This is a genomic window from Leucobacter luti, assembly GCF_050310065.1.
GTDB lineage: Bacteria > Actinomycetota > Actinomycetes > Actinomycetales > Microbacteriaceae > Leucobacter > Leucobacter luti_B.
The window spans coordinates 52,788-75,721 of sequence record NZ_CP190007.1 but is presented as its reverse complement, the minus strand read 5'-3'; the positions used below and the strand labels follow the sequence as shown (position 1 = coordinate 75,721).

The 22,934-nt window shown below is 59.8% G+C and carries 16 protein-coding genes and 2 pseudogenes; 13 read left to right on the top strand and 5 right to left on the bottom strand.

The window, feature by feature from the left end:
• Both ACOPJ3_RS00305 and ACOPJ3_RS00300 read left to right on the top strand, forming a co-directional pair.
• Positions 1-198 (top strand): annotated as a pseudogene (locus tag ACOPJ3_RS00305) (GntR family transcriptional regulator); the annotation flags it as partial.
• 87 nt (positions 199-285) lie between these two features.
• Complete coding sequence (locus ACOPJ3_RS00300) at positions 286-966, top strand: TetR/AcrR family transcriptional regulator (protein WP_049620402.1); 681 nt, start codon at positions 286-288, stop codon at positions 964-966.
• 13 nt (positions 967-979) lie between these two features.
• Here ACOPJ3_RS00300 and ACOPJ3_RS00295 read toward each other — a convergent pair whose 3' ends face one another.
• Complete coding sequence (locus tag ACOPJ3_RS00295; protein ID WP_010889966.1) at positions 980-1,579, bottom strand: TetR/AcrR family transcriptional regulator C-terminal domain-containing protein; 600 nt, start codon at positions 1,577-1,579, stop codon at positions 980-982.
• Positions 1,580-1,617: 38 nt separating this feature from the next.
• On the opposite strand from ACOPJ3_RS00295, the gene tet(Z) reads away from it, so the two are divergent.
• Positions 1,618-2,811 (top strand): tetracycline efflux MFS transporter Tet(Z), encoded by a 1,194-nt coding sequence (gene tet(Z), locus ACOPJ3_RS00290; RefSeq protein WP_114950139.1) that lies wholly within the window; start codon positions 1,618-1,620, stop codon positions 2,809-2,811.
• 47 nt (positions 2,812-2,858) lie between these two features.
• On the opposite strand, the gene ACOPJ3_RS00285 is transcribed toward tet(Z), so the two are convergent.
• The 3 genes and pseudogenes from ACOPJ3_RS00285 to ACOPJ3_RS00275 form a co-directional block, all read right to left on the bottom strand.
• Complete coding sequence (locus ACOPJ3_RS00285; RefSeq protein ID WP_197077863.1) at positions 2,859-3,521, bottom strand: methyltransferase domain-containing protein; 663 nt, start codon at positions 3,519-3,521, stop codon at positions 2,859-2,861.
• Positions 3,522-3,569: 48 nt separating this feature from the next.
• Positions 3,570-3,710 (bottom strand): annotated as a pseudogene (locus ACOPJ3_RS00280) (putative RNA methyltransferase); the annotation flags it as partial.
• Positions 3,711-4,673: 963 nt separating this feature from the next.
• On the bottom strand, positions 4,674-5,288 hold the full coding sequence (locus ACOPJ3_RS00275; RefSeq protein ID WP_049620400.1) for a TetR/AcrR family transcriptional regulator C-terminal domain-containing protein: 615 nt from the start codon (positions 5,286-5,288) through the stop codon (positions 4,674-4,676).
• A gap of 59 nt (positions 5,289-5,347) precedes the next feature.
• On the opposite strand from ACOPJ3_RS00275, the gene ACOPJ3_RS00270 reads away from it, so the two are divergent.
• Complete coding sequence (locus ACOPJ3_RS00270) at positions 5,348-6,571, top strand: beta-ketoacyl-[acyl-carrier-protein] synthase family protein (protein WP_427869873.1); 1,224 nt, start codon at positions 5,348-5,350, stop codon at positions 6,569-6,571.
• Between the two features lie 21 nt (positions 6,572-6,592).
• Here the strand turns inward: ACOPJ3_RS00270 and ACOPJ3_RS00265 are convergent, their stop codons facing one another.
• The gene (locus ACOPJ3_RS00265) at positions 6,593-7,162 is read right to left on the bottom strand and encodes a CDP-alcohol phosphatidyltransferase family protein (RefSeq protein ID WP_092919881.1); all 570 of its coding nucleotides are present in this window, start codon (positions 7,160-7,162) and stop codon (positions 6,593-6,595) included.
• A gap of 174 nt (positions 7,163-7,336) precedes the next feature.
• On the opposite strand from ACOPJ3_RS00265, the gene ACOPJ3_RS00260 reads away from it, so the two are divergent.
• From ACOPJ3_RS00260 to ACOPJ3_RS00220, 9 genes are all read left to right on the top strand, one after another.
• A complete protein-coding gene (locus ACOPJ3_RS00260) occupies positions 7,337-8,101 on the top strand; it encodes an IS6-like element IS6100 family transposase (RefSeq protein WP_001389365.1) in 765 nt (254 codons plus the stop codon).
• Between the two features lie 41 nt (positions 8,102-8,142).
• A complete protein-coding gene (locus tag ACOPJ3_RS00255) occupies positions 8,143-9,945 on the top strand; it encodes a site-specific DNA-methyltransferase (protein ID WP_427869872.1) in 1,803 nt (600 codons plus the stop codon).
• 4 nt (positions 9,946-9,949) lie between these two features.
• Positions 9,950-13,105: a DEAD/DEAH box helicase family protein gene (locus tag ACOPJ3_RS00250; RefSeq protein ID WP_427869871.1), complete on the top strand. Its 3,156-nt coding sequence runs from the start codon at positions 9,950-9,952 to the stop codon at positions 13,103-13,105.
• Complete coding sequence (locus ACOPJ3_RS00245) at positions 13,102-13,869, top strand: hypothetical protein (RefSeq protein WP_427869870.1); 768 nt, start codon at positions 13,102-13,104, stop codon at positions 13,867-13,869. The genes ACOPJ3_RS00250 and ACOPJ3_RS00245 overlap by 4 nt, the downstream gene beginning before the upstream one ends.
• 12 nt (positions 13,870-13,881) lie before the next feature.
• Positions 13,882-14,715 carry a hypothetical protein gene (locus ACOPJ3_RS00240; protein ID WP_427869869.1) on the top strand — a complete coding sequence of 278 codons (834 nt, stop codon included), beginning with the start codon at positions 13,882-13,884 and terminating at the stop codon, positions 14,713-14,715.
• A 108-nt stretch (positions 14,716-14,823) separates the two neighbouring features.
• Complete coding sequence (gene mobF, locus ACOPJ3_RS00235) at positions 14,824-18,381, top strand: MobF family relaxase (RefSeq protein WP_427869868.1); 3,558 nt, start codon at positions 14,824-14,826, stop codon at positions 18,379-18,381.
• A gap of 262 nt (positions 18,382-18,643) precedes the next feature.
• Positions 18,644-20,086, top strand: a complete 1,443-nt coding sequence (locus tag ACOPJ3_RS00230) for a hypothetical protein (RefSeq protein WP_427869867.1) — start codon at positions 18,644-18,646, stop codon at positions 20,084-20,086.
• The gene (locus tag ACOPJ3_RS00225; protein ID WP_427869866.1) at positions 20,083-20,724 is read left to right on the top strand and encodes a hypothetical protein; all 642 of its coding nucleotides are present in this window, start codon (positions 20,083-20,085) and stop codon (positions 20,722-20,724) included. Before ACOPJ3_RS00230 ends, ACOPJ3_RS00225 begins: the two co-directional genes overlap by 4 nt.
• Positions 20,721-22,907: an AAA family ATPase gene (locus ACOPJ3_RS00220; RefSeq protein ID WP_427869865.1), complete on the top strand. Its 2,187-nt coding sequence runs from the start codon at positions 20,721-20,723 to the stop codon at positions 22,905-22,907. The genes ACOPJ3_RS00225 and ACOPJ3_RS00220 overlap by 4 nt, the downstream gene beginning before the upstream one ends.
• Positions 22,908-22,934: the final 27 nt, after the last annotated feature.

Here is a 22,934-nt window from a genome sequence, read left to right as displayed (position 1 = left end):
ATGGCAAGGGTGGGAACGTCATCTGCGGAGATCGCTGCCGAGCTGCGGGCGCAGATATTTGCTGGAGAATTGCGGCCCGGGGAGATGCTTCCTTCTGCCAGGGAGATCACTGGTACGTGGAATGTCGCAATTGCAACGGCCAGTCGTGTGCACGCACTACTGCGATCCGAGGGACTGGCGACACCGGTGCCCGGTGTCGGAACGGTCGTCGCGACAACGGCACCAGGGGCAAGGGGTGGGCGCAGCTCACGAGACGCACCCCAGCACCCACAACGGCGGCAGCATGTGCAGCGTCCGGTGCCGGAAGCAGATGATGCCGTTGCGGAACGCATCGTAACTGCCGCTGTTTCCATCGCCGATGTCGAGGGTATTGACTCGCTTTCGATGCGGAGGGTCGCGAATGTGGTCCATATGGGGTCGGCCACGCTATATCGGTTCTACCCGAGCCAGGAACATCTGCTTTTCGCGATGATGGATCGTGCGCTTCGCGATTGGTCTGCGGGTGATGAAGTCGGGACCTGGCGTGAAGATCTGATCCGCGGACATCGAGAGCTGTGGCGAGTGTTCCGACGGCATCCGTGGCTTGCTCCGCAGCTTTCCGTCACACGCCCGCAATTAGTGCCCGCAGCACTCGTCTTCGCAGAGTGGGTGATTCGAACACTCACTCGGGCGGGTATCAGTGCCGAAGAAGCGATGGAGACGCACATTCTGCTCTTCACGCAGGCGCGAGGCACGGCAATTTTGCTCGAGCCCGAAACAGAGGCAGAATCTATCACCGGTGTCGATGCAGATACCTGGATCGATGAGCGTATCGACAAACTCGAGCAACTCAGTTCGAATGAGAACCACGCCGCGCTGAAATCCTTGATCGGCTCGGGTTATGCCCTCGATCTTGATCGTGCCTATGAGCGCGGTCTGGCGCTTATGGTGGACGGGATCTTTTCCCGTCTCGCGCGAACCCGCTGAGCGTCGAATGAGGTCACGATTCGCTCGAGGTCAATGACGCTGTGCGGGAGTGAGAGAATCCGTCGATCAGTGCTGTCAGGCCGAAATCGAATTCCCGGTCGCGTTCAGGAACGCTCGCATTGCCGACCTCTGCGGTTTGCTCCTCCAGTACGACACCGACGGTGTATCGGCTGACCGCGATGAGCATGCTGATGGCTGTCTGTTCATCGAATCCCTGAGACACGAGAAGCCCGACTTGCTGACCGGAAGCCTCAGCTCCTTCGTCGGTGTCGTCGCCGGATGGTCTGCGGTGGTGCTCAGCGTGGAGACGCGCACCGTCACGGACCGCGTGTAGTGCGTGGCGGAAACTTCTTGCGTTTCGCAAGAGAAATGCGTCCCATTTCTCGTCGGACTCGGGGAAGGAAGCGTGATGCTCTCGGTCAAGCACGTCGCTCGCCAGCGCTGCGAGGAGTTCGGCCTTCGTGCGGAAGTGCCAGTAGAGGCCGGGCTGCTGTACCTGTAAGTGAGCCGCCAGCGCGCGAGTGGTGAAGCCATCGAGCCCAGTCTCGTCGAGCACCTGCCGGGCCCCGAGCAACACGGACGTGCGGTCGAGACGCTTCCGGTGGTGAGTCATAGTTGCACTTTATCATCGATAACTTTATCTTAGATAAAGTGACTGCTCGCTACTCTCATCGTGGAATCCTGACAGCCGTGCTCATCACGGCGACCCTCGATGCTGCAGGGCTGGGCCTCGTGATGCCGATCTTGCCTACCCTTCTCGACCAGGTCGGTGCCCCCGACGACATGATCCCACTGCACGTCGGACTACTGACAGCGCTCTATGCGATCATGCAGTTTCTTTGCGCCCCGATCCTTGGCCGACTCTCTGACCGTTTCGGACGCCGCCGCGTGCTTGTCGCCTCCCTCGCAGGCGCGACGATCGACTACCTCGTGCTCGCACTGACGGACACGCTGTGGGTCTTTTACCTCGCCCGCGCGGTTGCAGGCATTACCGGCGCCACGAACGCCGTCACCGCGACGGTGATCGCCGACATTACTCCGCCGGATCAGCGCGCAAAACGCTACGGGTGGCTCGGCGCATGCTACGGCGGTGGCATGATCGCGGGTCCCGCCATTGGCGGTCTTTTCGGCGGGGTCTCACCGCATCTGCCATTCCTCGTCGCCGCCGCGCTCGCCGGAATCACCCTCGTACTCAGCGCGAGTCTTCTGCGTGAGACGCGGCCACCGGGCAGCAACGGCTCGCACGCACAGCAACCCGGTACGGCGAAGCGAACCGCAGTGCCGGGGATGCTTATCCTTCTCGCAGTCTTCGGCATCGTGCAGTTCATCGGCCAAGCACCAGGCTCCACCTGGGTGCTCTTCACGCAGCAGCGCCTCGACTGGAACCCCGTCGAAGTCGGCGTTTCGCTATCCATCTTCGGAATGGTGCAAGTATTCGTGCAGGCGGCACTGACCGGACGCATCGTGTCCCGGATCGGCGAGACCCGGGCGATCCTCGTCGGTATCGCCGCAGACGCCATTGGGCTCATCGGCCTTGCCCTCATCGCCAGCACATGGGCGATGCTACCGATCCTCGCAGCGCTCGGACTCGGCAGCATCACGTTGCCCGCACTGCAGACGCTGCTCTCGAGACGCGCGCCCGAGCAGCAGCAGGGACGCCTGCAGGGAACACTTGCAAGCCTGAACAGCCTCACCTCGATCATCGGCCCGGTCACCTTCACCGGCATTTTCGCACTCACCCGAACGAATGCAGACGGCACCCTCTGGATCTGCGCCGCAGCGCTCTACGTTCTCTGCGCCCTCCTGATGATCCGTGAGACATGCGCCTCACGGCGATCTCGATAACCGCGCTAAGGTGCCATCCCGATGCGACGGGATCGCTCTGCCACCAGTCAAGTCTCCCGTAGCCGGTATGAGCTGACAAGCACGGATATGGTGACTCGCTCGGGCAGGTCGTCGTCCGAGACCTCTGCCGGGGTGATGTGCCGCGCACTCGGCGTCATTCCGAGCAGATCGCGAGCCGTTTGCGGTTCAATCTCTGCGATGTAGCCGACGTGTTGATCTCGCTCCTGTTCGAAGAACGGTGCCAGGGCGTCATGCAGGCGTTGCTCCTTGGAAACATCGATAGTCACCGAGTCGGGCACATCGCGGCGCAACTCGGCCAGGTGGTCGACCGTCGGACGCACCACGATCAGGCTGCCGTTCGGGCGGAGGACCCGGTGAAACTCGCCGGGGTTGCGCGGAGCGAACATGTTCAGCACAGCATCCACCGACTGGTCGGCCAACGGATACGGGCGGAACACGTCCCAGCTCGCTGCGGCTGCTCGCTCGTGGACGCGCGCAGCGACCCGCAGCGCACGCACCGAGGAGTCAAGCCCCAGGCCGCGAGCCCCGGTCACTTTGTCGAGCGCACCGGCGAGGTAGTAGCCGGTACCACAGCCAACATCGAGAACTATGCCATCACGAGGGATCGTATGAGACACCATCGTCGAGACGGCCCGGCGTATCGGCTCGTAGGCGCCGGTCGCGAGGAAACGTTCTCGAGCTTGGATCATCGGCGCATCATCCCCGCTGATCGCATTAGTCCCAGACAGTAGGCTGACGTAGCCGTGCCGAGCGATGTTGAAGGTGTGTCGCTGACGACAACGCAGTGCCCCCGGTGTCAGTTCGAGGCGACCGGCGCAGATCGGGCACCGGAGTGAGTCACGGATAGCGCTGAGGCCAGGTGCGGCCAGGGCTGACATGATGGTCTACCTCTCTTCGGTCGAACGACGGTGTCAAAGACGATCTCGGCCTTCTGGGGGCGAGACAACGACTCTCACACAGTCATCGGCGGTCTTGTGGGATCCGGAGTTGGAAAGTTGGTTGAAGTCTTAGGAGCCGTCTTGCACATTTACGGGTACAGGACTGCCTTACACGGGGTATCCGTAGCGAAGTAGCAAGATGATTCCGGACGCAATCGCGAAGACGAGAAACGTCAAAGCAATCCAGGGGCATGCCCAGCGGCTGGTCGCATACGTACCACGCTTCAGAGGTGGAAACATGGTGACGAGACCGGCGACTTGAACAACAGCGAGCACAAGGTAGGACCAGTCTTCGAATATCCATGCCAGGGGAATAAAATGCAACGCCACACATATCCCGATCCACCACCCGTACCAGCGAGTCAATCCCCGCCGGGCGAGAAAAATACATCCGACACCGATGAGCACAGCTTCAGCAAGAACAATGAGACCAAACACCCAATAGCGACCCTCGAGAGCAGTTGGTGTTGTCCAATTGCGCCATACGAGGAGCCCGGCAGCTATCGCGATAAGCATTCCCAGCACTGAACCCGTACCGAGGGCGCCTCGGAGCCGAGGTTTGGGGTCTTCCTGGGACCACCCGAGCCATGCAGCGGCCATCATGGACAACCAGGCGACCGCGAATGCTTGATCTCGTAAGAAATCCGTTAGCATGTATCTCCTCGTACACCACGGCGCCGTGAAATGTCGGTGTATCCAATTGTGTCACACGAAGTTGCCCGATCTCTTGCTCGACCGTCGCGCAGTTCAATTCGGGACAAGCTGATTTAGATATTCGACGAGCCCGTACCCGCGGGCGACTTCGTGCTCTGTTAGATAGTGCGAGGGCGAATAGCTAGCGAGCACGAACACGGTCAGCTGTTTGTGGAATCATTCGCTGGCAAGAGTCGTTCGCGTAGCTGTTCATTCAGCATCACCTCTTTGCGCTTCATCAGCGGCGTGAATGGACAATGTGGCGGCCACATCGACCGATGAGGGACCTCCGGGAAAACCGGCCTGGGAGATGATCACAGCCCCGAAAACGGCGCTCCAAAAGGTTTTCGTGGCGCGGTCGATGTCTTGGTCTATCGTCCAGTGCTGCTCCCATAGCTTTCTTACTAAGAACTGCTCTGACTGGCGAAACAGGACATTGAGTCCAGCTTCAACTTCTGGCTGCAGCGTGGGGTTCCCGCGCGCGAGTGCGAGGGCGCTCACTACAACCGTTATTGACGGCATGGTCAGAGCAGTTCGGGCAAGGACTCGCTTCATGGCATCCGGCGTGCTGGCTCTACGCCCGGCTTTCTGCAGCCGCTCCGTATCTCGCAGAAGCAACCCGAATGCGACATCAACGTACAGTGCATCCTTGGACCCAAAGTGATGAGTGATCTGGTTGGGATACACCCCAGCCGCCTTTGCCAACTCGCTCATTGTGACCTCTACAAACTTGCGGTCTGTGAAGAGCGTCATTGCTGCGGCACGAATTCTACGGCGCGTGCCCGCTCCTCGCACCACTTGCTTGCGCTGGTTCTTATCGCTCACGCATCAATTGTATGTGATACAGTTCAACTTGATCATCATACAAGTTAGGGAGAGTCTTGATGCGAATTGCAATGACGGGGTACGGGGCGGTAACCCCGCTGGGGGCTGATGTAGAAGCCCTGTGGTCCGGGTTGCTTGAGGGGCGCTCTGGCATTTGTGAACTCGACGGCCTCGGCGACACATGGGCCAGTCTCCCGGTGCGTGTCGCCGCTCCGGTAACGACTGATCTCGAAGTGGTGCTCAGTCGCGTTCGCGCACGGCAGCTTGACCGCAGCCAGCAGTTAGCGCTTGCTGCGACCAGAGAGGCATGGCTTGATGCAGGCCTTTGCGACATAGACCCCGAACGTCTGGCTGTCGCAGTGGGCACTGGTGTTGGTGGCGTAGAGACACTCCTTGAGCAGGATGACGTGCTCGAGAGCCGGGGTGCGCGTCGTGTTTCTCCACGCGCCGTGCCCATGCTGATGCCCAACGGTGCCTCGGCTCAGATCAGTATCGAGTACTCCGCGAAGGCCGGTGTGTACACTCCGTCTTCGGCCTGCGCATCCGGAGCCGAGGCTATCGCCTTGGGAGCACGACTCATCGAGGCTGGCGAGGCGGATGCGGTAATTGCAGGTGGTGTTGAAGCGGCAATCACCCCGCTTACTCTGGCGGGCTTCGCGCAAGCGCAAGCGCAAGCGCTCGCGAAGCCCGACGGCGGCGACGTCACGTGTCTTTCCCGCCCATTCGACGCCAACCGTAGAGGCTTCGTGCTGGGTGAGGGTGCCGGGATCGTGATCCTTGAGAGTGAGAGGCACGCTGCCGCACGCGGTGCCCGCGTCCACGCCTGGCTCGCCGGTTGGGGCATCACCGCGGACGCGCACCACATCACCGGCACCGAACCAAGCGGACATGGGCAGGTCCGCGCCATTCGCAAGGCACTCACAGTGGGTGATCTCACGGTGAACGACATTGACCATGTGAATGCCCACGCGACCGGGACAGTCGTCGGGGATCGCGCTGAAGCACAGGCGCTCGTTGAAGTTTTTGGGGAAGACATCAACGTCACCGCCCCGAAGGGTGCGCTCGGGCACTTGGTCGGAGGGGCGGGAGCCGTCGAAGCGATCATCACGGCACGAACCATTGAATCAGGGATCATTCCCGCGACTGCCAACCTTCAAAGTATTGATCCCGAGATTCATCTTGACGTGGTCACGGAGGCTCTCCGCACTCGGGTCGGGGCAGCGGTCAGCAACTCCTTTGGGTTCGGCGGACAGAATGTGACGCTCGCAATCTGCTCAGCATAGAACCATTCCTCCGAGGCAATCTTATGCTTTGCGGGGGCCGCACATGATGGAAGAGAGGTAGCCGATTCCTGCGAGGAGGTGGAGAGCTGCTCCGATGACGCAGAATGCTTGACCGGCGACGCCGAATAGATGGAGGTTCGGGATCGCTCCGAGTCCGACGAGCAGAATGCCTGCCATCAGGACGGCCGTGCGAATCTTTCCGATCCATGACACTTCGGGAGCATGGCTGGGGCGGACCATCAGGTAGGTCACACCCAGCGCTACATCTACCGCTGCGATGCCGAGCGCAACCCAGATGGAAACGTGGCCAGCCATGACAAGTGCCAATGCGATCACGGCCACACCGATACGATCAGCGACCGGGTCGAGCACGGCACCGGTCTTGCTGGTCTGGCCGAGCTTGCGGGCGAGGGCGCCGTCGACCCAATCACTAGCCCCGAAGATCGCCAGGAGTACCACGGCGAGCACTGGTCGCGAGCCGTCCACGAGGAGGACCGCGACCGGGGCGACGAGCGCAAACCGGAGCAGCGTGACGGCGTTGGGGATCGTCGCCCAGTCGCGAGGGCGCTTGCTGTCTGTGGTGCGATTCATGGGTGGACTCTCTTTCGGTAGCGAATAAGCAGCCAGCCCGTCACGACAATGGCGAGGACTGCCAGAGTTGGGAGTGTGAATTGTTCGACGGCGTCAAGGAGGGCGCTCCCGACGGCTCTGTTGCAAAAATCGTGAAGCTTGAGCATGCTTGGCGGAGATTGGACGGACGGAACGATGACGGATTTCAAGTGGCGCCATTTCCAGGGTGATGTGATCCTGTGGGCGGTGCGCTGGTATTGTCGCTATCCGATCAGCTATCGCGACCTTGAGGAAATGCTGGCGGAACGCGGCATTTCGGTCGACCATACGACGATCTATCGCTGGGTCCAGTGCTACGCCCCGGAGATGGAGAAGCGGCTGCGCTGGTTCTGGCGGCGTGGCTTTGATCCGAGCTGGCGCCTGGATGAAACCTACGTCAAGGTGCGGGGCAAGTGGACCTACCTGTACCGGGCAGTCGACAAGCGGGGCGACACGATCGATTTCTACCTGTCGCCGACCCGCAGCGCCAAGGCAGCGAAGCGGTTCCTGGGCAAGGCCCTGCGAGGCCTGAAGCACTGGGAAAAGCCTGCCACGCTCAATACCGACAAAGCGCCGAGCTATGGTGCAGCGATCACCGAATTGAAGCGCGAAGGAAAGCTGGACCGGGAGACGGCCCACCGGCAGGTGAAGTATCTCAATAACGTGATCGAGGCCGATCACGGAAAGCTCAAGATACTGATCAAGCCGGTGCGCGGTTTCAAATCGATCCCCACGGCCTATGCCACGATCAAGGGATTCGAAGTCATGCGAGCCCTGCGCAAAGGACAGGCTCGCCCCTGGTGCCTGCAGCCCGGCATCAGGGGCGAGGTGCGCCTTGTGGAGAGAGCTTTTGGCATTGGGCCCTCGGCGCTGACGGAGGCCATGGGCATGCTCAACCACCATTTCGCAGCAGCCGCCTGATCGGCGCAGAGCGACAGCCTACCTCTGACTGCCGCCAATCTTTGCAACAGAGCCAGGGAGACAACCTCGAAGCGCTGAAGCTGCTCCAGGAGTCGTACCTTGGCAAGGTCCGTCTCATCTACATTGATCCCCCCTACAACACAGGCGGCGATCTCGTCTATCGAGACGACTTCTCTTCTTCGAAGCAGGAGTATCTGTGGAAGTCAGGCCAGGTGAATGATGTCGGCGAGCGGTTGACCACGAACACCGAGGCCAACGGACGATTCCACTCAGACTGGCTGAGCTTGATTTACCCGCGGCTCAGATTGGCGAAGCGCTTTCTCGCCCAGGACGGTGTGATTCTGGTGAGCATCGACGACGCCGAGCAGGCATCGCTCCGTCGCCTCATGGATGAGGTCTTCGGTGAGCAGAACTTCATCGCACAGCTGGTGTGGGAGAAAGGCCGAAAAAACGATGCGAAGCTGTTTTCTGCGGGCCATGAGTATGTAATGGTTTATGCGAAGTCCAAGTCGACACTGCGCGAGAAGCAAGTCAAATGGCGTGAAGAGAAGCCGGGTGCGCGCGAAATTTGGAATGAGTATTTGCGGCTTCGAGACCTCCATGGCGCGGACGATGCCTCAATTGAGAAAGACATTGCGTCTTGGTTCGCAGGTCTCAGCAAGTCAGACCCTGCAAAGAAGTGGTCCCGTTACAAGAGAATCGACGCAAACGGCCCATGGCGTGACCGTGATATTTCGTGGCCGGGTGGAAACGGCCCACGATATGATGTGGTGCACCCCGTGACCGGCGTTCCTTGTCGGGTACCAGAACGCGGATGGATCTACAGCGACCCAAATGAGATGCAGCGGCAGATTGATCTCGGGCTCGTCGTGTTTCGAGAAGACCATTCTGAGCCGCCATTTCGCAAAGCACATTTGCGGCCGCTGAACGATGAGCGCCCTACTGAAGGTGACGACGAAGACGAAGTCGACGTAGATACTGAATTGGCCACGCAGGTTCGCGGTACGTACTTCTATAAGCAGTCTCAGGTTGCTGTGCGGCATCTGCGTGAGCTGATGGGGGCAAAGGTTTTTAACAACCCGAAGGATCATGTCGAATTATCTCGACTGTTCGAGTATGTACTCAACGGTCAAGAGGGCATTGTCATGGATTTCTTCGCCGGCTCCGGCACGACTGCGGAAGCAGTGTTTGACCTGTGCTCGCGTACAGGGCTCAACTGTCCGGTGATCTTGGTGCAGCTTCCCGAATCGCTGGAAGACAATCTCAAGTCGGCAACAGGTTCGGCGAAGACAACTATCCAGAACGCGATCAAGTTCCTCCAGGAACTAAATAAACCGCTGAACATCGCGGAGCTAACCAAGATCCGAATTCGGAAAGCGGGGGAGCGGATTCTTGGGGAGAGCAAGTCATCGGACTGGGCTGGCGACATCGGCTTCCGAGCCTTCACGGTCGACACAAGCAACTTTGCAGAGATTACGACCACCCCGGACGCCACGGATCAGGACACGTTGCTCGACCTCGTCGAGAGCGTGAAGGGCGACCGCAGTGGCCTGGACGTTTTGTTCGAGGTGCTCATCGCGTGGGGACTCGACCTCTCAGCACCGATCAACGAGGAGACCGTTGAGGGACATCAGGTCTACGTCGTTGATGACGGCGCGCTACTTGGGTGTTTCGACGGTCAACTCGACGAGACACTGATCCGTGCGCTCGCGCAGCGTGCTGCATCGGACGACACACAGAAGGTCGTGTTTAAGGACATTGGGTTCGCAACCGATGATGCGGCAATTAACGCATACCAGGTCTTCGAGCAATTGTCGCCTGAGACTGACGTGAAGGTGATTTGATTCGATGAAGCTGCACTTCAAGGTCCAGGATTACCAGACTGCCGCAGTCGAGGCGGTCGTGGATTGCTTCCGTGCCGTGCACCGGCAGCTATTCGCCGACAACATCACCTACAAGATTGACCCTGGTCGGACGACTGGTCGGCGCGGTCTTGCCGAGCTGGAGCACGGTGTTGATGAGGCTGCGGCGCTGACCGGGCACGGCAACAGCGCGCTGCTATTGAACTCGACCCAACTCCTCGAAAACATCCAGGCGGTCCAGCGCCGTACGCGGGGATTACCGCTGTCGAGCGAGCTAATTGGCAGCCCGGCCGCTCGGCTGAACTTGGACGTGGAAATGGAGACAGGTACTGGCAAGACCTATGTCTACATCAAGACGATCATGGAACTCCACCGACAGTTCGGCTGGTCGAAGTTCGTCGTCGTTGTCCCGAGCGTAGCGATCCGCGAAGGCGTGAAGAAGTCCTTCGAGATCACGGCTGACCACTTCCTTGCTGAGTACGAAACCCAGGCAAGATCATTCGTCTACGACTCCGAGCACCTGGAGGACGTCGAGACGTTTTCCTCGGATCCCGGGATTCAGGTCATGATCATCAACGCGCAGAACTTTAATCGTGACGCGAAGAAGGCGGATCAGGATGTCAGTGGATCCGGCAAGTCATCGGGCCTCAAAATGTTCAAGACGCTCGACGGATTCAAGTCCCGTCGTCCCATCGACGTGATTGCCGCGAACCGTCCGATCCTGATCATCGACGAACCCCAACGCCTCGGAAGAAATCCTGCCAAACCGAGTGAAACCCTCAAGGCACTTGGGCGGTTCAACGCTCTCTTCGCGCTTCGCTATTCGGCGACCCACGCGATCGACCACAACAAAGTCCATCGACTGGATGCTCTTGACGCCTACAACAGGAAGCTCGTCAAGAAGATCGCTGCGCGTGGCATCAGCGTAAAGGGTCTCGCGGGCAGCAGCGCGTATCTCTACGTCGATGGGCTCGAACTCGGCACGGGGGCAGATTTCCCGAAGGCGCGCATCGAGATTCAGCATCAGTCGAAGAACGGCCTCATCAAACCGAAGACGTTCAAGATGAAGAAGGGGGACCGACTTCACGACATCTCTGGCGGCATTGAGGCGTACAAGGGTCTCGTCATTGATGACATCGACGCGATCGCGAACACCGTCACCATGCTCGATGGACAAATACTCCAAGGTGGTCAGATCACCAATGATGTGACCGACGAACAGAAGCGGAGACTCCAAATTCGAGAGGTCATCCGCGCGCATCTGGACAAGGAAAGGCAACTTTTTGGACAGGGCATAAAAGTGCTCTCGCTCTTCTTTATCGATGAAGTCCAGAAGTACCGGGATTATGACCAACCTGACCGGCTCGGTGAGTACGCGCGTGTTTTCGAGCAGGAGTATGAGGCCCTTAAGGCAGAACGACTCAGCGAACTCGATCTTGAGGACGGAGGCGAGGCGTACCGGTCATTCCTAGAACGCGACGCTATTCGCGACATCCACAACGGATATTTCTCCGTCGACAAGAAGACCGGACGCTGGGTAAACAGTGATGCCTCTGATGCGTCGGACGAGAAGGGCAAGGGCCTATCCAAGGACGCCGAAGCTTATGACGCCATCCTTCGTGACAAAGAGAAGCTTCTTGACCGTGACTACGCGCTTAGGTTCATCTTCAGTCATTCCGCGCTGCGGGAGGGGTGGGATAATCCGAACGTTTTCACCCTCGGTTTCTTGAAGAAGGCCACCGCCGGTGACTCACGTCGGCAGGAAGTTGGTCGTGGTCTTCGCCTCGCTGTCGACCGAAACGGTGACCGCGCAGATGATCCTGTGACTGTCCACGACATCAACGTGCTCACTGTCGTCACCGAAGAGTCGTACGTCGACTTCGTCGCCGGGTTCCAGAAGGAGACGCTCGGCCTGCTCAGTGCGCGGCCGCGGCAGGCAACACCGGAGTTCTTCGCGGGCGCTGTTCTGCGCGACGTGGCCGCTGGGGTCGAACACAGGGTCACGCTGGAAGAAGCGAAGCAACTCCAACATTGGCTCATCAAGCACGATTTCATTGATTACGACCAGCACCTCACCGACAGGTGGCTCGGGCGCAGTGAACTCCCGGAGATTCCCGCTCTGCCATCGGCACTCCAGCCGTACTTCTACCAGGTGGCAGATCTGATTGACTCACTCCACATTGCGGCTCCGAAGGTCGATGATGGCCGAAAGGCGAAAGCCATCCCGATGAATAAGGTGAACTTCAACAAGCGGGAGTTCCAGGAACTCTGGTCGCGGATCAACCACCGTGTCGTGTACCAAGTCAAGTTCGACTCGCGAGAACTCATCGACAACTGTGTGCGAGCGTTGGATGCGTCTCTAGAGGTGGCTCGACTCCAGTATGTAGTGACCGAAGGAGTCCAGCGGGACGTCATTGAAGCTGAAGACCTGGAGTCGGGAGAGAGCTTCAAGGTCACGCGAACGAAGTCGTCGGAGTCGACGCTTAGCGCAAGTTCCACGGTGTCTTATGACCTAATCGGTGAGATTGCAGAAAAGACCAAGCTGACGCGACGCACTGTTGCTACCATCCTTCGCGGGATCACACCGGCCACGTTCGGCAAGTTCAGACAGAACCCGGAGCAGTTCATTACGGAAGCCGCCCGGTTGATCCGCGAGCAGGCCGCAGCAACAATGGTCGAGCACATCGAGTACGACCTCCTTAAAGACCGCTACAACGCATCGATCTTTACCGAGAACCAGACCGCTCAGGATCTTTCGAAGGCCGTACACACACCCAACAAGAACGTCTACGAGTACGTACTCGACGACTCACAGGTTGAACGCGAGTTCGGGGCGGCGCTCGATGTCAGCGAGGAAGTATCAGTCTTCACAAAGCTTCCGCGCGGCTTCAAGATCCCGACGCCCTTCGACGACTACAACCCTGACTGGGCAATCGCTTTCCAGGAAGGGACGGTGAAGCACGTCTACTTCGTCGCAGAAACGAAGGGCACCCTCTCGACTCTTGAACTGAGGGGCGTTGAGGACGCGAAGATCGAGTGCGCGCGCAAGTTTTTCGCCATGCTCAATGCCCAGAACAGCAGTGGTGTCACGTATGACGTGGTAACTGACTTCTCCGATTTGATGCAGCTGGTCTCGGCATGAGCGACCTCGGATCCTCGTACGACAGGAAGGCCGAGGCTGAAGCCGTTCTTGAAACTGAGTCGAGCCGCCTCGGTGACACCTTCAGGGGCGATCGTGAAGGACTCACGCTTGAGCAGCAAGCTGAGCTTGCTGGTGCGAAGGCCGGGAACTATGGATACAACAACCGAGTGACGATTGCGGCCCTGACCGAGGGAGTCCTCCCGACGGGGCCAACCCTTGCGCTGCAGGCCGCGCGCCGCGTTCGAACGCTTCTGAAGCGACCAGACCTTTCGCCCGAGCTGAGGGCAGACTGGATGCTGCTCGAAGAGCAGTTGACCGTCCGTGCGGAAGACCGCATTGCCGCTGAAGCCGAAGATGCTGCCACGGCGAAGGCAACGGTGGAGGCCGAGGCTGCAGGCACACCCGGCATCTACGTATATACGCTGCCGCATTACTTGAAGTACCCCTTCGATCCCGACACAGGGAAGACCTTGCTGAAGGTCGGGCACTCATCCCGTGACGCATTGCATCGCGCGGGGTCGCAGGGCAGGTTTACGGCGCTACCCGAGGATCCGATCCTGCTTCGCATTTATCCGGTGGTCATGTCCAACGACGTTGAGAGAAAGTTCCACGAGTGGCTCCGCATGGCGGACCATCACGGTACCCGTACGCGTCGTGGGGGCACCGAGTGGTTCCTCACATCAACAAAGTTCCTTGACCACATTGCCGAGCACCTCGGATTGGAGCGGCAAACCATCAACGACCTCGACGTCGGCGACGAATGAGGCGAACAAGTCATGGCTCCTTTCGACAACGCTGCTAAAGCCCTGCTTGAAGACCTCCTGTCGATGTCGGGGGGCTACGTGCTCGACTTCACCAACGCGTCATTCGCAGACTTCGTAGAGGGGTGCATCGGGTTCGACCCCTACCAGCATTACGAGGGATCCAAAGCAAGCATCTTGCGCCAGATCTGGACTCGAGAACCGTTCAGCGACGTCGCAAGACTGAACCTGGACCTCATTGAACGATGGAGAGTCATTCAGCTTCGGACAGACAGCGAGCCGTCGAAGTATGAGCAACATATCCTCGACACCGTCGTTCCAATCTTTGAATCGTCGAATCGACCAACACTCTCCGCTGACGCCATAGCGTTTCTCGACGAAGACTTCGGAGACATTGATCTCGCGGCACTGCCTACCTCCTTGACCACAGCCGAGATCGTTGCCGCTCGACTGGCAGAAATCGAGCGATGCCTCCTCGCAGAAGCGCCGCTCGCGGTCATCTTCCTCGTGGGGAGCACCTTGGAAGGCCTGCTCGCAGAAGTGGCACAATCGCATCCAGCGAAGTTCCTCAGTTCTCCGCGCGCCCCCAGGGCCAAGGGCAACGTCAAACCCATCGATGCTTGGACACTTGGGGAGTTGATCATCGTCTCGCAGGCTGTTGGAGTCTTGAGTCCCGATGTATCGAAGCATGCCGATCAGGTACGGAACTTTCGAAACTACATTCACCCTCGACAACAGTTGAAAGAAGGGTTCGAGCCCAGAATCGAGACAGCCCGGATCGCACAGCACGTGCTCCTCGCGGCACTCAAAGATCTTGAGCGGTTGACCGCTGCGGCCCCTGCTTCCTGAGCCGCCACGCGTCTGGCAGATCGAGGAACGTCCCCTCCCGCGTCGAGCCCATGGCGCCGCCGATGCTGCGTGTTCACCTCCTCCCTGACGGAGGAAAGGTGAGCGGCTGTGACGGTGTCGATGCGATTGATGTCTGCTGGCGACGGGTACAAGTACCTCCTGCGCACCGTCGCCGCGGGAGACGGTGACCGCGACCTATCGACACCGCTTACGCGCTACTACAGCGCCACCGGAACACCGCCGGGTAGGTGGATGGGGAGCGGAATCGCTGCGCTCGGAGATAGTCAGCTTGATGTGGGAGACGAGGTTTCCGAAGCGCAGCTCCAGCTCCTCATCGGCATGGGTCGTGACCCCATCGTGGGTGAACCCCTGGGGCGGGCGTACCCGCGGTACAAGCCAAGGGCGGAGCGGGTTGCCGAGCGCCTCGCCGCACTCCCGCTGAGTCTGAGCGCCGCAGAGCGCGGGCGCGAAACAGCATCGATAGAAGCCGAGGAGTCAGCGAAGGGAACTCGACGAGCAGTTGCGGGCTATGACTACACGTTCTCGATCCCGAAGGCTGCCTCGGTCTTGTGGGCGGTCGCGGATGCCGGGACGCAATCACTCATCGTTGATGCCCACCACGCAGCAGTTGCAGAGTTGGTTGCGTTCATGGAACGGGAGGTTGCGGCCACGCGGGCCGGTGCAACCCCCGGTGAAGGCGCGGTTGCGCAGGTCGACGTGCGCGGGCTGATCGCGACTGCATATGATCACTACGACTCGCGCGCGGGCGATCCTCATCTGCACACGCACGTCGTGATCAGCAACAAGGTCCAGACCGTGCTCGACAACAAATGGCGCAGCCTCGACAGCCGCCCGATGCACGCCGCAACCGTCGCGCTCTCCGAACTGCACGAGGCCGTATTCGCCGATCACCTCACACGCGCCTTGGGTGTTGAGTGGGAGCCTCGCGAGCGAGGTCGCGACCGAAATCCGGGATGGAGCATAGCTTCCGTTCCGCAGGCCCTGGTCGACGCGTTCTCATCTCGGTCAAGGCACATCGACGAGGAAAAGGATCGTCTCATCGCGGCGTACGTCGAGAAGCATGGCAGGCAACCCTCCAGTGCGACGATCATCAAGCTGCGCGCCCAGGCGACACTCGCCACACGGCCGGAGAAGGAGATCCATTCGCTCGCTGACCTCACCGAGAAGTGGCGAGAACAAGCCGGGGCGATCCTGGGGGAAGAAGCGAGTGCTTGGGCTCGAAGAGTCGTTGCCCATGATGCGCCGTTGCTGTTGCGCGCTGACGACATCCCCCTCGACGTCGTCGCGAACCTCGGATTGAGCGTTGTCGCGGCAGTGGGGGAGAAACGTTCCACCTGGCGGCGGTGGAACCTCACAGCCGAAGCGGCGCGGCAAACGATGGGGTATCGCTTTGCGAGCACGCGTGACCGTGAGGCAGTGATCGGGATGGTTGTGGATGCGGCCGAGGCAGAATCTCTCAGGCTGACGCCACCCGAGCTAGCATCCAGTCCCGCTGTCTTCCGACGAGCCGATGAGTCGTCGGTGTTCCGGCCGAGAAACTCCACGGTCTTCTCCTCCGAAGAGCTACTCGATGCAGAGGAGCGGTTGCTGCAGCTCTCACGCACAACGACAGGTCCCACGACCCCACTGGCGACAATCGAGCACGTCGCGCGGAAGCCCGACAGTGAGAGCCGGGTGCTCGGACCCGATCAAGCATCCGCGCTATCAGCAATCGCAGTGTCAGGGCGCGTCGTCGACATACTTGTCGGCCCCGCTGGCGCCGGGAAGACGACTGCGATGTACGCGCTCCGGCGTGCGTGGGAGCATGCACACGGGCGCGGCTCCGTGGTTGGCCTCGCGCCATCTGCCGGCGCTGCTCAGGTGCTCGGCGAGGACCTCGGGATCGCGACGGAGAACACCGCGAAATGGTGGCAAACGCACCTCCAGACGGGCGAAACGTTCAGTGCGAAGCAACTCGTGATGATTGACGAGGCATCCCTTGCCGGAACGCTGTCACTCGACCGCATTGCACGGCTCGCTGCGGATGCCGGAGCAAAGGTCCTGCTCGTCGGGGATTACGCCCAGCTCCAAGCGGTGGACGCAGGCGGAGCGTTCGGACTCCTCGCCAACGATCGTGAGGACGTCGCTGAACTCGTCGACGTGCACCGGTTCACGCACGAGTGGGAGAAGCGTGCCTCACTCGATCTTCGCCACGGCCATGCCGAAGTGCTCGATATCTATGCGGAGCACGACCGCATCGTCGAGGGCGGCACCGAAGCGATGACTGAGGCTGCGTACGCCGCATGGCGGGCCGACCAACGTGCTGGGCGCACGACCGTGCTCATAGCGGATTCGAACGAATCGGTCACTATGCTCAACACTCGTGCACGGACAGACCTGATCCTCGATGGTGTGGTGCGTGGACCGCGCGAGGCCGACCTGCATGACGGCACACAAGCGGCAAGCGGTGACATCGTCATCACACGCAGGAATGATCGTCGGCTCCGCGCGCGTGGGAACTGGGTGCGCAACGGTGACCGTTGGCGCGTTCTCGATGTTCGCACCGACGGCTCGATGCTTGTGCGACGCGAAGGGCGCAATCGGGGCGCCAGCCTGCTGCTACCCGCTGGCTATGTTTCTGAGCACGTCGACCTCGGATACGCCGTGACCTCATTCCGAGCACAGGGCCTCACCACCGACACGGCCCACGTACTTGTCGATGGTTCGCTTACGCGTGAGAGCCTCTACGTTGCAATGACCCGTGGCCGTGAGGCGAACATTGCCTATCTCGCCGTTGATAAGCCCGACGATTCCCACTCGGGCCCGCATCCCGGCGACACCGATGAGGCCACTGCGCAGAGCGTGCTGAGCGGTGTGCTCCAGCATGTGGGTGCCGAGCTGTCTGCGCACGAGACCCTTGCGGCAGAGCAAGAGACCTGGGGGACTATCGCGCAGCTTGCGGCGGAGTACGAGACGATCGCCGCTGCCGCGCAGCGGGACCGGTGGGCATCGCTCGTACGTGCTTCCGGGTTGGGCGATGCACAAGCAGAGGACGTCATTGACTCAGATGCCTTCGGACCGTTGACCGCCGAACTGAGACGTGCAGAAGCCAACAACCATGACCTCGCCGTGCTGCTGCCGCGTCTCGTGCGCGCCCGCGGATTCGACGATGTCGATGACGTTGCTGCAGTTCTGCGAGATCGAGTCGCCGCTGCGACCGCGCGGCCCGCTGGATCGGGGCGCAATCGGAAGCAGGCTCGACTCATTGTTGGGCTCATTCCAGAGGCAACCGGGCCGATGGCGGACGACATGTGCCGGGCGCTCAAAGAACGCCGTGACCTAATCGAACAGCGCGCCGATGCTGTCCTCGATGCTGCGATTGCTGAGTCTTTACAGTGGGTCGCGGCTCTCGGTGAGGAACCTACGGACACACGGCGGGCCACAGAATGGCGCCGCGCGGCCCGTGTGGTCGCTGCCTACCGAGATCGGCATGGCCTTCAATCACCTCAAGCGTTAGGGAACCCTGCGGAGGGTGAGACACAAAGGATTGAGCGTCTGCGTGCCGCTGCCGCTCTCGGGCAACTTCGTGGCGAGGTCAAGCGTGAGCTTGAGGAGCGCCGTTCCAAACCACGGAGCGTTGGTGGCCGTATCTTGCGGTCGATGTGAAAGTGCCAATACCCGCAATCCGCAAATCACGGGTAGTGGTGCCGATCGGCTATAGGCGGCTCCGTGTGCCGCGTCATTGAGTAGCGTGGGTTCTCGGGGAGTGCGGACCACGCTTTGGTGTCGCGCTTGGGAGCGGAGGGTGTCGACGGAATCGAAGCCGCGCAATACGGGAGGCAGATCGGGGTGATTGTCGATAACCTGGGGATATGCAAACGTGACGGTGCGCTTCCCAGCAGCCCGTTGAGGGCGAGGTCGGGGTAACTTGAACGCAAACGTGGTAGATGACCGCATTGGGTCCGACCTGGCACAAGATTCGATTCAAGCTCTCCCTCCTGAACTTCTTCGACAAGCTGCAGACGGCGGCGGAAGCAAGATTGTCCTGGTTGTGGGTGCCGGAGTCTCTGTCGAGGCGCCAACTAGCTTAGAAACTGGAGCAGCATATGCTCGGGATGCGCATCGTCGGTTGGTGCAGGATGGCGTGCTTCAGGATGGCGACTGTGCCGATCCGAGCGATCTCTCAGTGCTGGCTGACGTCGTGTTCGAGAAGGGGCGTGGGTCGCAACGTGAGTTGACTCGCCGACTACCACGGGATGAGTGGCGGACAGCGAGCCCAAACCGTGGGCATTTACTTGCAGCGGCGTTGTTGACGGAAGGCGTGATCCAGCACGTCCTGTCACTTAACTATGACTTGGCGATGCAGAATGCATTCAGCCAGTTGGGAAACTCAAACGCGGTCACCTTTGTGCATGGCCCTGAGGACCATGGCAACGTGGGCTCCCACGCAGTGATCTACTTGCACCGCAGTGTCGATCAAGATGAGGAGTCCTGGGTTCTGCGCAAGGCTGCTCTCGACGACGGATGGCGTGGAGGCTGGGAAGAGGTCATCGCAGCAACTAACCTTGCCGCACCGCTAACTGTTTTCGTGGGTTTGGGGAGTCCGGCGCAAGTTCTTACTGACAGCGTCAAGCGGCTGGCCATGGCCGCGCAATCGCAGTTCTATCTCGTGGACCCGAACCCGGACAGTAGGTTTGCAGCGGCGCTCGGCGACAACCTGTCGGATACGGTTCCGATGTACTGGACGCGGTTCATGGATGCTCTCGCGAATCGTGTACTGGCAGAGCAGGTCGAGCATCTAAGAGTCGCTGGACAGTCTTTGCTTGCCGAACAGTCAGAGCTGGATCCTCAAAACTTCGAAGAAGTGCTGGAGGCGATGGCTTCCCTTGATCTGCTGCGTCTGGGACGAAATCGTGCGCGGTGGCTACAGGAGAAGTTCGACTATCTGGGTGAGGGCGACACGGCGCGGCGCACTTGTGTCGCAGATCTCCTGCTTGGGTTGGGCTGGGTCATGCGTGTCCTAGGCACAAGTGAGGTCAGCTTCGATGGAGAGAGCGGGGCAAGACTCAGCGGGCAAGGCGTTCCTGATGTTTCTCTGACACTTCTTCATGGGCAAGGAGTTCGAACTTGGGCGGCGCTCAGTTCACGGTTGATGGCGCGCAACAACGCGTTGCCGCCGCAACAGCGGGTCAGGCACGTGCTCGTCGCGGGGCTTCGGAGCATGGCTGAGTTTGAGATTGATGATCTCATCCGGGGCGACACAAGTGAGGACCTGATTCGGGGAGCCGACACGCTCATTCCAATTCCAATTGACGACGCGCGGCTTCGTTTCCAGGATGACTCCGATTCATTTAGGAGGAGGTTAGCGTGATGGCGAATCGAATAACCGCTGGTGGGGACATCGTCGACCAAATCGTTGCACTGCTTGCAGCATCCGGGATCCATCAGATTCCGCGCAAGCATTATGCCTCGTGGCCACCTGAAGCGATGGCTTTTGAAGATGAGTATTCGCTGGTAGCGGTCTGGCAATATGACACGTTCGACGAGTTGAAAGACTCCTGGCTCCTCGCTCAGGACCACGTCATCAGGCTCTTGGGCTCCGCGCTTGTGAATAACGACCCCAAGTCGTGGGATGGGTACCTCGTTCTAGTGACGGCAGATCCCGTTCCGAGCGGCGAAGCGGCTTTGCTTAGTGCCATTCGAACAGACACAAGACGGCTGCGCAAACTTGTAATCACAGGAGATGATGTCCCTGTCCAGATTTCAGGCACCCTGGAAGTTGCCCCCGCGGTTCGACGAGCACTGGCTCCAGTGATTGACCTGACGCTTCCCGAATCGCTCCATCAGAAGGACCCGCTCGACTCGATCGTTGAGCGGACGCGACTCACCAGCCAGAACGCAGCAATGCTCGACGTGTTGTTGCGCGCATATCGTCATGGCCAACCACTCGTCGAAGCACTCTACGATTCGTGTCTGCCGGATTCGAATGAAGACAGGACTAAGCAATGAGGCTGAGCTCAATATCGATCACCGGTTTTGGTGGAGTCGCTGACCGGATTGACATCGACCTAAGTGCGGACGTCGTGGTAATCGTGGGCGCGAACGGCTACGGCAAAACGACAGTCTGTAACGCCATCTCCTGGGTGCTAACCGGACAGCATATATCGAGCGAGGGCCCGAGAAACGTCTACACTTCGTCAGGGACAACCGCTGTTAGCCTCAAGCTCAATGACCGCGACAACGTCATCACTATCTCTCGGTCGTTGGGGAATCCGGCAGAGTTGAGTCCCAAGAAGCATGAGTGGGTGCCAACAGTTGAGGTTGGATCCGCAGTACTTCGAGGCGCAGCAGCGGAGCAGTGGATCCGAGTGAACATCGCGCGGGCGGAGGCTGAGCAAGACTTCGATTCCGTGGCAGAGTCGATGGTAGAGGCGATCTATCTACGTCAAGAGTCGCTTCGTCAGTTCCTAACTGGGCGCGAGGACACCGATCGCTTTGCGGCAGTAGCCGAGATGGTCGGCGCCGGTCGATTGCAGGATTTTGCAACCCAACTCGATTCTCATAAGACAGCTTGGGTGCGAGCCGTCAACAAGCTCGAAGGTGAGCTTGAACCTTTGCAGGAACGTCTTGAGGATTTGAGCGGGGCTCGAACTGCACTTTCGAGTGAGATCGATCGTGCGCAGTCTCCGGATCTACTCGCTCGCTGGGCGGAGTGGTGCGCGGCCGTCCGAACGATTCAATCGTCACAAGAGGACCTACCGGTGGCTCCTGCGCTCAATGAGCACACGCTTGCTCACCTCAGGGAGGTCACAGTCAGAACGCGGAGTGAACTTGCGCACCGTGCTTCAAATCTGGAGGCTGTCCTCGCGGAGCTGAAAGTCGAGGCGACACCGATTCCCGACGAGGATGAGATCCGGGACGTACTACTGCGCAGCAAAGACGCTGAAGTAGCCATGCAGACGGCCCTCGCTGCAAGTGAACTGTCGCGGGTTGAGCATGAACGGCTCGAACATGCATTCCAGCGCAACCAGTCGGTGCGCGATGATCTTGCATCAATGGCGACGATCCTGCTTCGTCATGTCTCAGATACCTGTGCAGCGTGTGGTCAGTCGGTTGATCAGTCTGGATACGCTAATCGACTCAACCAGATCGTCTCTGCGAGTGAGCGACCTGATGAACTTACTCAGGTTGAGGCGGCTCGTGTGAGGATGATTGAGGCCGACGAAGCAGCCAGGAGCGCGATCCAGGCACATTCGCAGCTTCAAGAACGCAGCCATCGGCTCGCTGAGCAGAGAGCAGCGTATCTCGCTACTGTCCGTTCACGTGCGGCAAGACTCCGGGAGCTTGCGCCGATCGATGGGCAACCTATTGGTGATGAAGACATTAATCTGGACGTCGGTGTGCGACTGGTTGAAGCAGAACTGTCTGCGCTTCGCAATCGTTCGTCGGCTGTCGCAGACCTGGAGCAGAGAGGAATGGAGTTCGAATCCGCCGCGTCGCTTGAAGGTGCGCGTAAGCGTGTTTCGCGCCTTGACGCGGAGATCGCTGCGGCAGGTAAGACTCTTGCAGACAAACGTGCTGAGGTCGATGGCAGGCGAAAGGTGGGTGTATCCGCAGATCAGCTAGCACGGCTGCTGAAGGAAGATGCCGAGAACTTCGTCACTCAGCGGATCGACTCGCTCCAGCCCCTCCTTGCGCAGTTCTATGCTGCGATCGATCCACATCCCACGTTCAGAAAGGTTCAGATCCTCACGCGTCAGTCATACGGGAAGCACAGGCTTGTTCCGATTCTGATTGACGAGGATGAGGGTGTCAAAGTGACGGACCCTGGTCGAACTCTTTCGACGTCACAGGCGAACGCGCTTGCGGTCGCGTTGTTCCTGTCCTTCAACCTCGGATTTTCGACTCACGCGCTGACGGGACTTATTCTGGATGACCCGCTTCAGAACCTTGACGATGTTCATCTACTTGGTCTCGTGGACTTACTGCGAAAGATCGCACCGCATCGGCAGATGATCGTCACGACCCACGATCAAACGCTCGCGTCATTGATGGCGCGAAAGCTCCGGCCGATCGGCGCAGATTCCAGGACTACGATTGTCCGCTTCACGAAGTGGGATCGCAATGGGCCGGGTGTAGAACAGATCGAGGTTCCTACGGTTGAGCAACCGCTGATGTTGGTGAGCGCGTGACGCACGCTCGCAGAGCCTCCCGGGTCC